General features: G+C 63.9%; 11 protein-coding genes. 10 read left to right on the forward strand and 1 reads right to left on the reverse strand.

Annotated features, from left to right (window positions below; all coding sequences use genetic code 11):
• The first annotated feature begins 268 nt into the window (after positions 1-268).
• From ADADO0_RS11805 to ADADO0_RS11815, 3 genes are all read left to right on the forward strand, one after another.
• The gene (locus ADADO0_RS11805; RefSeq protein WP_511305340.1) at positions 269-3,187 is read left to right on the forward strand and encodes a DUF4114 domain-containing protein; all 2,919 of its coding nucleotides are present in this window, start codon (positions 269-271) and stop codon (positions 3,185-3,187) included.
• A 360-nt stretch (positions 3,188-3,547) separates the two neighbouring features.
• On the forward strand, positions 3,548-4,186 hold the full coding sequence (locus ADADO0_RS11810) for a YoaK family protein (protein WP_511305341.1): 639 nt from the start codon (positions 3,548-3,550) through the stop codon (positions 4,184-4,186).
• Positions 4,187-4,367: 181 nt separating this feature from the next.
• Complete coding sequence (locus tag ADADO0_RS11815) at positions 4,368-4,577, forward strand: hypothetical protein (protein WP_511305342.1); 210 nt, start codon at positions 4,368-4,370, stop codon at positions 4,575-4,577.
• A gap of 338 nt (positions 4,578-4,915) precedes the next feature.
• Here ADADO0_RS11815 and ADADO0_RS11820 read toward each other — a convergent pair whose 3' ends face one another.
• The gene (locus ADADO0_RS11820; RefSeq protein WP_511305343.1) at positions 4,916-5,131 is read right to left on the reverse strand and encodes a hypothetical protein; all 216 of its coding nucleotides are present in this window, start codon (positions 5,129-5,131) and stop codon (positions 4,916-4,918) included.
• A 196-nt stretch (positions 5,132-5,327) separates the two neighbouring features.
• Between ADADO0_RS11820 and ADADO0_RS11825 the strand changes: the two genes are divergently transcribed.
• The 7 genes from ADADO0_RS11825 (at position 5,328) to ADADO0_RS11855 (ending at position 13,441) form a co-directional block, all read left to right on the forward strand.
• Complete coding sequence (locus ADADO0_RS11825; protein ID WP_511305344.1) at positions 5,328-5,558, forward strand: hypothetical protein; 231 nt, start codon at positions 5,328-5,330, stop codon at positions 5,556-5,558.
• Between the two features lie 228 nt (positions 5,559-5,786).
• Positions 5,787-6,791 carry a LacI family DNA-binding transcriptional regulator gene (locus tag ADADO0_RS11830; protein ID WP_511305345.1) on the forward strand — a complete coding sequence of 335 codons (1,005 nt, stop codon included), beginning with the start codon at positions 5,787-5,789 and terminating at the stop codon, positions 6,789-6,791.
• 133 nt (positions 6,792-6,924) lie between these two features.
• The gene (locus tag ADADO0_RS11835; RefSeq protein WP_511305346.1) at positions 6,925-8,424 is read left to right on the forward strand and encodes an FAD-binding oxidoreductase; all 1,500 of its coding nucleotides are present in this window, start codon (positions 6,925-6,927) and stop codon (positions 8,422-8,424) included.
• Positions 8,414-9,970, forward strand: a complete 1,557-nt coding sequence (locus tag ADADO0_RS11840; RefSeq protein ID WP_511305347.1) for a xylulokinase — start codon at positions 8,414-8,416, stop codon at positions 9,968-9,970. Before ADADO0_RS11835 ends, ADADO0_RS11840 begins: the two co-directional genes overlap by 11 nt.
• Positions 9,963-11,057 (forward strand): ABC transporter ATP-binding protein, encoded by a 1,095-nt coding sequence (locus tag ADADO0_RS11845; RefSeq protein ID WP_511305348.1) that lies wholly within the window; start codon positions 9,963-9,965, stop codon positions 11,055-11,057. The genes ADADO0_RS11840 and ADADO0_RS11845 overlap by 8 nt, the downstream gene beginning before the upstream one ends.
• Before the next feature lie 49 nt (positions 11,058-11,106).
• A complete protein-coding gene (locus tag ADADO0_RS11850; RefSeq protein ID WP_511305349.1) occupies positions 11,107-12,435 on the forward strand; it encodes an ABC transporter substrate-binding protein in 1,329 nt (442 codons plus the stop codon).
• A 145-nt stretch (positions 12,436-12,580) separates the two neighbouring features.
• On the forward strand, positions 12,581-13,441 hold the full coding sequence (locus tag ADADO0_RS11855) for a carbohydrate ABC transporter permease (RefSeq protein ID WP_511305350.1): 861 nt from the start codon (positions 12,581-12,583) through the stop codon (positions 13,439-13,441).
• Position 13,442: the final 1 nt, after the last annotated feature.

Here is a 13,442-nt window from a genome sequence, read left to right on the forward strand (position 1 = left end):
TTGCAGTGAACTCGCAGTGCGAGACGCTTCTCTAGTCTTCGGCGATTTGTCATCAGCGAAATGAGCATGGTCACCTAAGCTTAGCCGCTGCGGTTGGCCGACAAGTTCGAGGCATGACGCCGCCATTGCGCGACATCTACATTTGATTTCTTCATAAGCTATTCAACCGCATGATCAGCAGTGTTTCGGCCTAGAGCAATACCTTGCCCTAGATCACTCCGGCATGCTTCATTGCTGAGTAAGGTTGAGGCAGGGCTGGGGGGACCTGATGGCTGAAATTCAGAATTCGACGTATCTCGAATTCGTGGGGCACGGGACCACCACGGCGGGCACCGTCAAGGAAGCGTGGGGGCTCACCGACGCCGATATCTCCGATGCAGGTTCGGGTTGGCTGATCAACGTCGCCATCGTCCTTGACCGTGCGAACGACCCCACCCATCTCTTGGCGGGCGATTGGGCCTCCCGGCAGCAGACTCTAGGCACTATGACGCAGGCGCAGCTGTGGGAAACCTACGGCGCCGACGAGACAAACTACAACGAGGTCATGGCCTACCTGAACGGGGCCAATCCGCAGAATCTCCAGTACACAGTCCTCGGCGACAGCGGCACTGGCGGCGACTATGTCACCTCAGCAGAATCGCGAACCATCTGGGTGCAACTCGACGCTGGCGCCTTCTCCGATCTGTTCAACAAGACCCTGAAACTTGTGGATTCTGCCAGCTACGAATTCGTGTTCTGGGACGGCAACCTGCACCTGCCCGACAGTTGGAACGTCCGGGGGCTGTGGGTCGACGGTGCCGATGTCCCACCACCCATCGACCAGGCGCCGACCAATTCGTACACCCCGCCGCAGGGATACCAGAGCATCGGCAACTCTCTATACGACATCGGCGAAGACAAGGATGTGCGGCCGCAGAACGCGGCTACGGATTATTACAACTTCCCGCTCAACGGAGAGGATGTTCAAACCGGCGCCATTGCCTTTGTGGAGCCCGGCATTGGCTCCGCACTACCAGCGGATGCGACAGAAACCTTTCAGGACCGGCTGGAAGCCTACCGCACCCACGTCGGCGTCACCGGCACCGGCACCGCCTATGCCCAGGGCACGAGCGGCCAATCCTATGCCACGAGCGGAGGAGGGGGTGAGCGCTCGCTCGATGTTGGTATCGCCACCGCGATCAACCCCAACAGCGATATTGGTCTGTATGTCGGCTCCGGCTACAATGGCAACGCCTACGCCTCGACGTTCACCGCTTATCAGAGCGCAGTTTGGCAGACGCCGGACGACGCACCCGTGGGCTGGACCACACCTGAGGTGGTTTCTTCCTCTTGGGGCGACTTTCAGAACCCATCCCCGGACTCTCCCTTCTACCGCGCCTACAGGGAGCTGTTCGTTGATGCCGCTCTGATGAACCAGAGCGTATTCACTGCGCTCGGCGATGGCGGCTCCGGCAACGCGTTGGCCAACGGCCTCACTAACGTCACTTATAATTACGCCAGCCCCTTCACCACGCTCGTAGGGGGCACCTCCCTCTCCACCGCAGTTTCGGCGGAGCGGGACACGACCCTGACCTCGCTACTCCAACTGGCAACACAAGGGGACCAAGCCGTGCTCTGGCGGCTAATCCAGGGCGGCTTGGACATGCTGCCGCAGGACGGCACCGCCGCGACCACGTTCATCGAGGCGGTCTGGAACGAATATCAGATCGAGGGGACCGACGTTACGCAGGGGTTCCAGGATCACAACGCCACTTCGGGCGGGGTCGACACCACCCAGGCAACGCCTACCTACCAGCTCGATTACGGCCTCACGCCCACCACCGACAACAGCCCCTACACGGGCCAGGGGCGCGGCCTGCCTGATGTCGCGGCCAATGCCGGCGGCAACATGTTCTACCTTACGCCGAACGGCGACATGAAGGGCCTGACCGGCGAGGGCGGCACCAGCGCCGCCACACCCGTGTGGGCGTCCCTCGCGGTTCAGTTCAATGCTATCTTTGCGGACCAGGGGCTTCCACAGCTCGGCTATATGAACGATCTGCTGTACATCGCTTCGGCCATCGCGCCCGGTTCATTCAACGACGTCACTTACGGCAACAACATTGCATCCTATTCGCTGGGCGGCGATTACACCTCCAGTGGACAGGCGGTGACTCCCACGGGATACGGCTTCGAGGCGGAATCTGGCTACGATTTAGTGACCGGCCTCGGCTCGCCGAACGGCACACTGCTGGCGCGGGCGCTCACCTCCATCGCTCATGCGCAAATGTATTTCCCGCTGGAGCCGGACGTTATCGTCCAGCTTGCGGTGGACCCGAGCGATCCGGACTCCCCCACAATCAATGTCAGCGGCGCCGCTCAGAACCTCCTGTTCCAGCCAATCTTCGCCACAGACCAAGACTGGTCCCTGACCCTCGGCTCAAGCGCGGTGACGTTCTCTGGAGCCCAGTCCTCTGCCTATGCCTGGACCAATCAGTTCGCCCAGCAGACCCTCCAGTCCGACTTCTCCTCGGATCTGGTGACCATGTTCGACGCGCAGCCGCATGGGACGGTCTATCAGGCCGATGTCGCGGTGGGTGACAGTGTTGTGGTGTCGATCCGCGGAGAAGCCACGGCACTGCCACAGATCAACCTCACGACACCGTTTGGCTTTGTCGACTTCATAAGCGCCGATGCCGACAGCGCCATCCAGGTGGCCCGCCCCATTGCCATCGCCGAGACCGCCGGCGGCGCTGACGATCAGGACGTGGTGGTGCGCATGCGCCAGAACGGCACGAACAGCAGTACCGTCACATTCTACAAGGTGGACGATTTCAACGGGGACATCGGCAGCCTTCATCCCGGCGACGCCGGCTATGCAGCAGCCGTGGCGGCGCGCGCCTATTATACCGACAGCGGCACAACTTCCGTGACCGGCGCCGGCTATGGCCAATACAGCCAGACGGAACTGGTGGGTGTGGATGCCGGGGATCTCGTTGCCATGATGCTCACCAGCGGCGGCCACACCTATTACGCCTTTGCCCAGGCGAACGAGACGGTGGATGGCCAGAGCGTCGGCCACATCTGGAGCTATGGCCTCAATACCTGGGGCTGGGAAGACCTCTATGGCGGTGGAGACCAGGACTTCAACGACCTGGTGGTGCAACTCGATTTCACCAGCGCGGCGGGAAGCGGCTGGCTGGTGTAGGGGCAGCGGGGCGCTTTCCCTCCTTGCGCGTTCCCTCTCCCGTTTGGGAACTCCCACTTACGCCCAGGGATTCTGTCTCCAGCAGGGGCCGCCCCGCCAAACAATGGCGTGCAGGACTTCACCAGCATAGGGTGGGATGGTCGGGCACTCACCGCTAACACATGGAGCTGCTATCGCGTGGCCGTCGATCCTGAGAACGGCAACGTCACCGTCCTTGAGTTCACAAAGTAGGTGCCCCCCAGACAGCTCCGTTGCTCAGCAAACTGCCTGACAATAGGCCTCTTCGCCGATCTGCGGTACCAAAGCCTGCGGCAATTTGGGTGCCTGTGTCGCGCGATGGCATCGTGCTTATGCGGCGGCATGCTTAGATACGACATCAAAACGCGGACGTTGGCGGCCTGTCTTTCTGCGCTCGCGGGATATGTGGACGCCCTAGGGTTTATCGCACTCGGCGGTTTCTTCGTCTCCTTCATGAGCGGGAATTCTACCCGTCTGGGCGTGGGCATAGAGGGTGCGCGTGAATCCGCTCATTGGGCCATTGCAGGAGGCCTGATCGCAACCTTCGTCATGGGTGTCGTGGTTGGCACCCTGCTCGGACGCTTCATGCGTCGCAGGCGACATGTAGCGCTTCTCGCATTCGTGGCTGCGCTTTTGGCCGCTGCCGCGATGTGCCATGCATTCGCACTACTTGCACCGTCGGTCGCGTTGATGGCTTTCGCTATGGGGGTTGAAAACACAGTTTTCGAGCGCGATGGGGAGGTCAGCATTGGGCTCACCTACATGACCGGAACGCTGGTAAAGCTGGGGCAACGCATAGCCGCAGCATTAATGGGTGGACCGCGTTTTGCGTGGGTCGCCTACCTCGTCCTCTGGCTCGGCCTTGTGTTCGGGGCAGTCGTGGGTGCACTCGTCTATCCCTACCTCGGCCTGGGAGCGCTGTGGTTTGCGGCAATGGGGGCGGCGCTCCTGGCTGTAGCGATGGCCAAGCTGGAACTATAGCAGACGATATATCTGGCAGACGTGATCGGCCGCATGGCCAGGGGCCATCCCATCAATTGGTTGGCGGAGCTTCTCTCCAGGAATTGGATAAGGCAGACTGCCAAGCTGGCGATATAGGCGACTAAAGCGCCCGGCCGCAGGACCGAACGTCGCGACATCTCACGCCTAAACTGGAGAGGTAATGGATCTCGACGATCCCAAATGGTCTCATCTTCACGGCGGCTACCGTGTTTCGTACGACCCTCGCAAAGCCCTCTTCGCGTTGGAACAGGCCGACGAGACCGCCAGCACCTGGGAAGAACTCTGGACCGAACTCACGCTCGGGCGATTGGCGGTCACGTTCACGGAAGATGAGCGTCAGGGAATGATTAAAGCGATGGGATGGACCTGAGCGGGTGAGACGCCCCGAACACGTTGGCGACCGGGCTTCGTCTTCGTCCTTCGTGAAAAGGCGATCCGGCGCGCACGGCAGCGCACCGGGCGCGGGTGGCAGGCGCTTGATGTCGCAGAAATCCACACCGCAGAAGCTTTGGCGCTTCCTTAGCTTGTGAGGCCGGCCCCTGCCGCATTCCAGCAAATCCAGGAGCGCAGTAGATCGATGTCTGCGCCGAGTTTGGCTGCCAACCGCGCCACCCGGTAGTCCTTCAGATAGTGAGGGCAAAATCGGCACCTCACTCTGACCACGGCGTAGGGATAATCTACGAGCTTCTTGATCTCGCGAGGTACCGCCTACCCCTGCGCGTCGAACAGCTTGGCAAAGGGCACGCCTCGGGCGTAGCCGCGCGAGCTGCGCCGGGACATTTCGTGCTCAAGGAAGGCCTGCGTGACCATCAGCGCGCGAATGGTGGCGCGGGGGTCGCCGTCGCAGGCCGCCAGGGCCTCGTCAATATCGGCTTCGCTTACGTCAAAAAGGATCTCGTCCGCGCGCGGGGCTTCGCTCGGCATGGCATTCTCCAGTCCTGAATTCCTCCTATGGATTCCACGAGAACGAAAAGAGAACAAGCCGCTACATTTGGTATGGTGAAGGCTGACAAAGCGGGTGATGATCCGCCGGTCTGGGGCTAGAACGATTAAATTCTAGGCAGGGCGGTGGAACGCTTGCCCTTTGAAACCGTTTTGCATGAGGCCAAGGGAGGTCATCATGCGCAACGAAGAAAGCGCGGCAAACAAAGTCTCGGAAACCCAGCTTGTGGCTCTCGCCATGAGAGAGTGGACACGGCGCTTCATTGAAAGTCCCGATCAATTCGAAACGGATTTCCAGGCGATACGGCAGCACTTGAGGGGCGAGAACCCCAAAACCGAACCGAGCTACGACCAGATCAGGGCCGCTTATCTCGGACAGATTGCGGACGAAATCAGAACGCGCCATTGACGCTTGGTACCCGCCTTCGCAGGCCCATAAGACGTCGCCATGTCCCAGCAGCGCCACCCCCGAGCAATCCGAACTTTAAGGCTGACGGATTGTGCCGCCCGCAGCTAAACGCGATCGGGGCTTTTGGTGCCACCGTCTCGTGGTGTGCCGCCTAGCCGTTCCCCGTCATGGGGTTGCACAAGCGAGCGCGCCCGATTGTATGGTGCGCTGGCGAGAGGCGGAGGCGGGATGGCACGGGTGACATTGGCTGATGTGGCGCTGGCGGCAGGCGTCGACATGTCCACCGCATCACGCGTGCTGCGGGGCGAGACCAGCCAGCGGGTGCGGGAGGAAACCCGCGAGCGAATCTTGAAGATCGCGGAAGACCTCCAGTATCTCGCCAATCCGCTGGCGCGCGGCTTGCGGACGCAGCGCACGAACACGCTCGGTATCGTGGTGCCCCAACTGGACAATCCGGTTTTCGCCGCAGCGATCCGAGGCGCCGAACTGGCGGCGGCGCAACGCGGCTATTCGCTTTTGATCTCCCATCGCGAGCCGGGCGCGACCGCCACCACCATCGCCAAAATCTCCCAAACCAACCGGGTGGACGGCTTGCTGGTGGCAAGCCTCGATGATGACGTGGTCCTTCGCACGGACCTTGCCGCGTCACAGGTGCCGTTCGTGCTCATGAACCGCATTCTGCCCGGAGCGCCCCTCTCGGTGGTGCTGGACAGCCGCGCCGCATCGCGCAAGGCGGTCGAGCACCTGATCGCGCTCGGCCATCGCCGGATCGTGCATCTCGCCGGGCGTGAAGGCGGCTTCAATGCGCGTGAGCGCCTGCAAGGCTATCGCGACGGACTGGCGGCAGCGGGCATCGCCTTCGATGAGAGCCTGGTCGGCGTCGCGGGCTATACGGCGGAGGGTGGCGCGGCGGCGATGCTTGCGCTGCTGCCGCAGCATCCCACGGCGGTGCTGGCCGCGACCTTGGTCTCGGCGGCGGGCGCCATGGCGGCCTTGCACGAGGCGGGCGTGCGGATCCCGGAGGATATCTCCGTGGCGGGGCTGCACGATGCGCCGGTGGCCAGCATGCTCTATCCCACGCTGACCAGCGTCGCCATGCCCACGGAGGAGATGGGACGCGTGGCGGCGGACTTGCTGATCCGCGCCCTCGCCGGCGGGGCGCCGGCCCCCGTTGCGCCGCTGCCGCCCGGCGACCTCATGGTGCGCAACTCCACTGGACCTGCTCCAAGGTGAACTTTACCGCTTGACGCGGCCGGCATTCCTAAGCAAATTTGGACAAACGATTGTTCAATAAGAATATGGGAGGGTGCTGAGAGGGGATCCCGCAGGGATCGCCTCGTCACGCCTCCCAGCGTGAGAGGTGCACATGACCGGCCCAGCCATCGCCGAAACCAAGACGCCCGAACCGTCCGACGCCGCCCTGGTGGACGCCGCCCTGGTGGATGCTTTTGCCGCCCTGGTGGGTCGCGCGAACGTGCTCTCCGGCACCGCAGAGCGGCAGGCTTATGCCCATGACCGGTTGCCCTTCGCCAATTTCCGCGCCCGCTCCGGCAAGCTTGCCGGTGTGCTGCCGCGTCTCGCGGTACGGCCCGGCACGGCGGATGAGGTGGTGCAGATCGTGCGTCATGCGCGGCAGAATGGAATCCAGCTCATTCCCTTCGGCAACGGCTCGGGCGTTCTGGGGGGAGCCATCCCCGTGTCGCGTGAGGTGATGGTTGACCTGCGGCGGCTGGACAAGATCGTGTCCATCGATCCGCAGAACGCCATGGCCACGGTCCAGGCCGGCATGAACGGTGCGGAGTTCGAGGCGGCGCTGAATGCCGAGGGCTTCACCTGCGGCCACCTTCCCCAATCCATCGAGATTTCGACGGTCGGCGGCTGGGCCGCCTGTCGGGGCGGCGGTCAGGCGTCCAGCCGCTATGGCAAGATCGAGGACATCGTCCTCGGCCTGAAGGCGGTGCTGCCAGACGGGACGCCATTGGAGGTTCGCCCGGTCGCCCGCCGTTCTGTCGGCCCCTCCATCCGCGACCTGCTGGTCGGCAGCGAGGGGGCGTTCGGCATCATCACCGAGGTGACGTTACGCATCTGGAAGACGCCGGAGGTGGAGCGCGGCGTGGTCCTGGCCTTCCCCTCGCTGGAAGCGGCCTGGGAGAGCGCACGGCTCATCATGCAGGCGGAGCTGCGGCCCACGGTTGCCCGCATCTATGACGAGGCGGAGAGCGTGGAGCGCACCAAGGGGATCGCGGCGTTCGCCCAGAATCCGATCCTCGCCGTCCTGGTGTTTTCCGGCGCCGAACCGATGGTGACGGCGGAACAGGACATGAGTCTCGCCATTGCCAAGGCGCAGGGCGCGGTGGTGGCGCCGGATGGCCCCTATCATCACTGGAAAGAGAACCGCTACGTCGCCTTCTCCCAGAAATGGCAGGCGGCTGGCTATTACAACGACACCATCGAGGTGACGGGAAACTGGTCCGCCTTGCCCGGCATGTATGCCGCCATGGAAGCGGCCGCGCGGGAGATCTTTCCCGGCATCCATTTCGGCGCGCACTGGTCGCATATCTATCCGGAAGGCGCCTGCCAGTACATGACCATCCGCCTGCCGCCTATGCCGGAGCAGGACGCTCTGCCGCTGCATGCCAAGCTTTGGGATGCCATCCAGTCTTTGACGCTGGACCATGGCGGTTCCATCGCCCACCATCACGGTGTCGGGGTGTTCCGCAATCCCTGGCTCGCGCGCGAACTGGGCGCCGGGCTCGAGGTGCTCCAGACCATCAAGGACGCGCTCGACCCGGACAATCTCATGAATCCCGGCAAGCTCGGCCTGCGCCCCGCTGCGGGAGCTGTGGACGTGCGCCGTGGCGGGTGATCTCCTCATCGGCATCGATCTCGGGGCCGGCGCGCTGAAGACCAGCGTGATCCGCACCGACGGCACGCTGGCCGGTGAAGCCTCGGCGCCCATCGCCACCTCCGCGCCCTTTCCCGGCTGGAGCGAGCAGGACCCGAACGACTGGTGGCGTGCCGTCTGCGAGACCGTCCCGCGCGCCCTCGCGGCGGCGGGGGCACGGCCCGGCGATGTCGCCGCCGTCTCCTTCTCGGCGGGCGCCCATACACAGGTGCTTGAGGATGCGGACGGCGTGGTGATCCGCCCCGCCATCCTGTGGAACGATCAACGCTCCGGACCGGAGACGGCGGATCTGCGGCGTCGGGCAGACGCACGCATCCTGGAGATCGGCGCCAATCGGGCCAATCCCACCTGGACGCTGCCGCAGATGCTCTGGCTTCAACGCCACGAGCCGGCGGCCTTCTCCCGCGTCCGGCGGCTGTATGTGGCCAAGGATTGGCTGCGCTCCCGCTTCACCGGGACCTGGGAGACCGACCATATCGACGCGGTCGGCACGCTCATGGCCGATGCTCGCACGGGCGGCTGGTCGCGCGAATTGTGCGACATGATCGGCTGGCCCATAGAGACCCTGCCGCCCATCGTCACCCCGAAGACCGTGGTGGGGACGGTGCAGGCGGATGCCGCGCGGATGACCGGGTTGGCGGAAGGCACGCCGGTGGTGTGTGGCACTTCCGACACCGCGGCGGAGACCTATGGCGCCGGGATGACCTATGAGGGGCTGGGCGTCGTGAAGCTCGCCACGGCCGCCACGGTGAGCGTGCTCTCTCGCCATCCGCGCCCGGATTTCACCGTCATCAACTACCCGCACATCATGCCTGAGCATTGGTATGTGATCGCGGCGACCAATTCGTGTGCCTCGGCTCATAAATGGCTGCGCGACAGCTTCTTCAAGCGCGCGGGCGAGGACGGGGCGGCCGTGTTCACCGAGATGGACCGCCTCGCAGGTGCCGTGCGGCCGGGGGCCGAAGGACTGTTCTTCCACCCCTATCTCAACGGTGAGCGCAGTCCCCATTGGGACCCGCTGCTGCGGGCGGATTTCGTCGGGATCGGCTTCAATCACGGCCCCGGCCATTTCGTCCGGGCGCTCTACGAGGGCATCGCCTATTCGCTGAAGGACTGCCTTGTCGCCTTGCGCGCAAAAGGGCTCGACTTCTCCACGGCCCGCCTGACCGGGGGTGGGGCGAGAAGCGCGCTCTGGCGGCAGATCGTGGCGGACGTGCTCGACGTGAAAGTCGAATTGCCGGCGGTGGCGGAAGCCTCGTTCGGCGCCGCGCTGCTTGCCGGGGTGGGCGTCGGCCTGTTCCGCGATGAGAAGGATGCCGCCTCGCGGGTCGCCATCGTCGCGGAGGCCTCTCCCGATCCCGAACGGGCGGCGCTTTATGCCAGGGGCCACGCTCTCTATTGCGAGACCCAGGCGGCCCTGGCGCCGATCAACCATCGCATCCACGCCTTCGTGCAGGACGAGCGATCCATTGCGGCCGCGCGCCGAGAGCAGGTCACACATGGCTGAGGTCAGGCTGAACCAGGTCCGCAAGGCCTATGGCGCCACGGTGGCCGTGCATGGGGTGGACCTCCATATCCGCGACGGCGAGTTCGTGGTCTTCCTCGGCCCCTCCGGGTGCGGCAAGTCCACGACGCTGCGGATGATCGCGGGTCTGGAGGAGATCACCACAGGCTCCATCGAGATCGGCGGGCGCGACGTGACGCGACTGGAGCCGAAGGACCGGAACATCGCCATGGTGTTCCAGAACTATGCCCTCTATCCGCACAAGACGATCTACGAGAACCTCGCGTTCGGCCTGCGCATGCGCAAGATGGACAAGGCGCAGATTGACCGGCGCGTGAAGTCCGCTTCCGCCATGCTGGGGCTCGACCCCTATCTGGAGCGTAAGCCCAAGCAGCTCTCCGGCGGGCAGATGCAGCGCGTCGCCCTCGGCCGCGCTCTGGTGCGCGAGCCGGAAGTCTTCCTGCTGGACGAGCCGCTGTCCAATCTCGATGCCAAGCTGCGGGTGCGGATGCGCGAGGAGATCGCCCGCCTGCACCAGGAGGTGGGCACCTCCATGGTCTATGTGACCCACGACCAAGTGGAGGCCATGACGCTTGCCAACCGAATCCTGATCATGCGGGACGGGCACGTTCAGCAGGTGGGCGCGCCGCTCGAAGTCTATGACCGGCCAGCGAACCTGTTCGTCGCCGGCTTCATCGGCTCGCCGGAAATGAACCTGATCGAGGGGCACCTGGAACACGGCACCGTGCGGGCCGGCGCCCTTTCGGTGGACCTGCCGCTGGGCATTGAGGCGGCGGAGGGCACGCCCCTGGTGCTCGGCATCCGGCCCGAGCATGTGAGTGTCGGCGATGCGCCCGGCGCACGCAGTTTCGAGATCGCGGTGATCGAGCAGCTTGGCGCGCAGACCCTGTGCATCGGCGAGGTCGCTGGCGCGCGGCTGCGGGTGCTGATGGACCGTACCGACGCGATCCGCAGCGGGTCCACTTTGCCGGTCACGTTCCAGCCGGCCCGGCTGCACGTCTTTTCAAAGGAGACCGGCGTGCGGCTCAACCGCGCCGACGTGGAGATCGGACGGCGGCCCGCCGCCTGATTGAGGACCCAAGCTGGACACCCAAAACGAAAACAAACGGGAGGACGCCATGGACGAGACAACAAAAAACGCCGTGACACGACGCACGATCCTGAAGGGCGCGGGCGCGCTGACCGCGGGGCTCGCAGCCGGGGGGCTCGCCGCACCTGCCGTGGTGCGCGCGCAGAGCACCAAGACCATCCGGTTTCTCAACGCGGAAACCTCCATCGACAGCATCCGCGCGCTGAAGGTGGCCGCCGCCGAATATGAGAAGCAGTTCGGCACCAAGGTGGTGGTGGACTCTGTGCCGCTGGACGGCATCTTCACCAAGGTCACGACCTCGCTGCGCGGCGGCACGCCCTACGACATCGCCACCTTCGCCTTCATCGGCCATGTGCTGCTCCTCGCCTCCGAGGGGCAGTTGGTGGCACTCAACGAGCTGACCGACAAGTACAAGTGGGGTCCCAACATTCTCTTCCCGCTGGACGGGAAGGTCTACTGGTATCCTTACGACTACAACCTCGCCTGGATCTATTATCGCAAGGATCTCTACGAGGCCAAGAAGCTGGATGTTCCCAAGACCTGGGACGGCTTCCTGAAGAACTCCCAGGCGCTCAATTCTGACGGCACGTCAGGGTCGTTGTTCCCTATCGGCTCCAACGGCGCCACCAACTGGCTCTCGCCGGGGTTCATGTGGGCCGAGGGCGTACAGCTGTTCGACGATAAGTGGAACATCATCTTCGACAATGCGGACATGGGGCCGCGCGCCACGAAGTATCTCGACTTTTTCGGCGACCTCTACAAGACCATGCCGTCCGGCACCAGCCAGGTGAGCTTCGGCGAGGTGCTCTCCAACTTCACCTCCGGCAAGGTTGCCCACACCGCCTATGCCGGCCGGGTGATCGAGGCGCTGGAGCGCAACAATCCCGCGCTCGCCGACAAGTACGGCATCATGCCCTACATGGATTCCGCCGGTAAGCATCAGGCTGTGAACCATGGCTATGACGGCTGGGTGGTGCTGAAGACGCCGCAGTCCGACGAGGCGATGAAGTTCATGAGATGGTTCACGGAGAACCAGTACATCAACTTCCTGCACACCGCCCCGCTGCACTTCCAGCCGCCCCGGCTCGACGTCTATGACGATCCGCGCTGGCGCGCCCATCCGCTGATCGAGAAGCACAATGCGGCGGTGGAGACGATGAAGTCGTTCCTCACCGACAAGAACATGATCCTCACCTCGATCGACACACAGGGCCCGGCCCCAAGCCTCAAGCCCGGCAAGATCTTCGAGGCGTTCGTGTTCCCGGAAATGCTTCAGAACAAGGTTCTGAAGGGCATGTCGTCGGCTGAGTGCGTGAAGGCCGCGGCGGATCGCATGCGGCAGGTGATCGCCTCCTGAGGTGATCGCTTTCTGAGCCGTAGCGCCGGGCGGGCGGTGCCCTGACATCACGGCCTGCCCGGCCGCTTCCCGGTCCTCAGGGGTTTCTCCCTCCACTCGCAGGAGAGCGAGACCCCCCATCACGACTTAGACAAAGGCGCCGCAGGTGAGTTCCAAAGCGACGATCTATTCCTTCCTGTTCCTCGGCCTCGCCGTCACCGCGCTGCTCATCGTCGCGCCGGTGGCGTATGCGGTGTCGCTGAGCTTCTACCAGATGGATTCCTTTGTCGGCTCCCCCAAGTGGGTGGGCCTCGACAACTATGCCCGCATGCTCTCGCAGTGGGTGTTCTGGCGCGCGCTTATCAACGGCTTCATCTATTCGCTCGGCACCATCGTGTTCCAGGTGGTTTTGGGCATCGGCTTCGCGCTGGTGCTCAACCAGGTCTTTCCTGGCCGCAACATCGTGCGGGGCCTGTCCATCCTGCCGTACCTGCTGCCGACCGTGGTGGTGGTGCTCACGTTCAAATGGATGGTGGACGGGTCCATCGGTGTGCTCACGAAGGTGATCTCCGCCCTCGGCCTGCCGCCGGTGCACTGGTTCGAGAGCCCTGGCGCGGCCATGGCCTCGGTGATCCTTGTGAGCGTGTGGATGTGGACGCCCTTCGTCACCACCACCTTCCTCGCCGCTCTCCAGACGGTTCCCACGTCCCTTTACGAGGCGGCGAAGGTGGACGGGACGAACGCGATGCAGCGTTTCTTCCACATCACGCTGCCCATGCTGAAGCCGATCCTCACCGTCATCGTGCTTCTGCGGGCGGTGTGGATGTTCAACAAGTTCGATGTGATCTGGCTGCTCACCCAAGGCGGCCCGGTGGGTTCCACCGAGCATCTCGCCATCCTGTCCTACAAGCAGGCGTTCGGGCAGTTCGACATCGGCGGCGGCGCGGCGGTGGCCACCATCTCGTTCGCGATCCTCTCCGTGGCGGTGTTCATCTATTTCCGCCTGTTCCCCCTCGACACGGAGTGAT

Source organism: Aquabacter sp. (genome assembly GCF_965279295.1).
GTDB lineage: Bacteria > Pseudomonadota > Alphaproteobacteria > Rhizobiales > Xanthobacteraceae > Aquabacter.

Bases quoted from the DNA above. Each gene is read 5' to 3' on its own strand.
- ADADO0_RS11805 (WP_511305340.1), top strand. From the start codon at position 269: ATGGCTGAAATTCAGAATTCGACGTATCTCGAATTCGTGGGGCACGGG.
- ADADO0_RS11810 (WP_511305341.1), top strand. From the start codon at position 3,548: ATGCTTAGATACGACATCAAAACGCGGACGTTGGCGGCCTGTCTTTCT.
- ADADO0_RS11815 (WP_511305342.1), top strand. From the start codon at position 4,368: ATGGATCTCGACGATCCCAAATGGTCTCATCTTCACGGCGGCTACCGT.
- ADADO0_RS11820 (WP_511305343.1), bottom strand. From the start codon at position 5,131: ATGCCGAGCGAAGCCCCGCGCGCGGACGAGATCCTTTTTGACGTAAGC.
- ADADO0_RS11825 (WP_511305344.1), top strand. From the start codon at position 5,328: ATGCGCAACGAAGAAAGCGCGGCAAACAAAGTCTCGGAAACCCAGCTT.
- ADADO0_RS11830 (WP_511305345.1), top strand. From the start codon at position 5,787: ATGGCACGGGTGACATTGGCTGATGTGGCGCTGGCGGCAGGCGTCGAC.
- ADADO0_RS11835 (WP_511305346.1), top strand. From the start codon at position 6,925: ATGACCGGCCCAGCCATCGCCGAAACCAAGACGCCCGAACCGTCCGAC.
- ADADO0_RS11845 (WP_511305348.1), top strand. From the start codon at position 9,963: ATGGCTGAGGTCAGGCTGAACCAGGTCCGCAAGGCCTATGGCGCCACG.
- ADADO0_RS11850 (WP_511305349.1), top strand. From the start codon at position 11,107: ATGGACGAGACAACAAAAAACGCCGTGACACGACGCACGATCCTGAAG.